Source organism: Achromobacter sp. SIMBA_011, assembly GCF_046535435.1.
Classification (GTDB): Bacteria; Pseudomonadota; Gammaproteobacteria; order Burkholderiales; family Burkholderiaceae_B; genus Achromobacter; species Achromobacter dolens.
The window spans coordinates 1-252 of record NZ_JAWRWN010000882.1 but is presented as its reverse complement, the minus strand read 5'-3'; the positions used below and the strand labels follow the sequence as shown (position 1 = coordinate 252).

Annotated in this window: 1 protein-coding gene; it reads left to right on the top strand. The window is 58.7% G+C overall.

Annotated elements, in window-relative coordinates:
- Nucleotides 1-252, top strand: a 252-nt coding sequence (locus SB816_RS33545; protein ID WP_410548444.1) for a dihydroxy-acid dehydratase, incomplete at both ends; no start/stop codon positions are given.

Below are 252 nucleotides of genomic sequence, written 5' to 3'. Positions count from 1 at the left end.
CGAGCGTGATCTCGGAAGAATTCCGTGGCCGCTACCTCTCCAACCCAAATGATCCGGAAGCCTTTGAAGGCCGTGCCGTGGTGTTCGACGGTCCGGAGGATTACCACCACCGCATCGACGATCCGTCGCTGAAGATCGACGCCAACACCATCCTGTTCATGCGCGGTGCCGGTCCGATCGGTTATCCGGGTGCGGCGGAAGTGGTGAATATGCGCGCACCGGATTATCTTCTGAAAGAAGGCGTCAATTCGC